Origin of the sequence: Halorubrum sp. SP9, from assembly GCF_005435015.1 — an archaeon.
Classification (GTDB): domain Archaea; phylum Halobacteriota; class Halobacteria; order Halobacteriales; family Haloferacaceae; genus Halorubrum; species Halorubrum sodomense.
The window spans coordinates 1-464 of record NZ_SGXU01000366.1 but is presented as its reverse complement, the minus strand read 5'-3'; the positions used below and the strand labels follow the sequence as shown (position 1 = coordinate 464).

At 55.6% G+C, this 464-nt stretch carries 1 protein-coding gene; it reads right to left on the bottom strand.

Annotated features, from left to right (window positions below; all coding sequences use genetic code 11):
• Window positions 1-272: 272 nt before the first annotated feature.
• Window positions 273-464 (bottom strand): hypothetical protein (locus EXE45_RS20025; protein ID WP_206750511.1); only part of this gene is annotated, 192 nt, incomplete at its 5' end.

Sequence of the window (464 nt, the reverse complement as noted above, 5' to 3'; positions counted from 1 at the left end):
CATTACTTTCGGAAGGCCGGTCTCCAAAGGACGCCACGTCGTTACTCTGTCGTAACGCTGGTGGAAGATAGGTCGTAACGTTGTGCGAAGCTAATAACGACACGATAGTTTAGAAAATAATGGGCGAGGGATAGGGCGGTAGGTACACTCAACACTAACGAAGTGTTGTTTACGACCGATAGTGGTCCGAAACTCGTGACAGGCCATCTATGACCCGTCAGTCGTCGTTACGGCCCTTCTGGGTTCCAGTGTTACGACGGTGTAACGCTGGCTCAGTGATCACCCCCAGCGGCCTCTCTGGTCCAGTCGATCCATTCCCCACGGTCGGCGACGAGTTCGAGCCGTTTGTCGCCCTCGCGCATGTGGATCAGGTTTCTGCCGTCGTAGGGGTCGCGGTCACTAGGTTCCTTGTCCGAGGTGAGTTTGGCTACCCAGCGCATGACCCGCACGACGGTATTCCGATT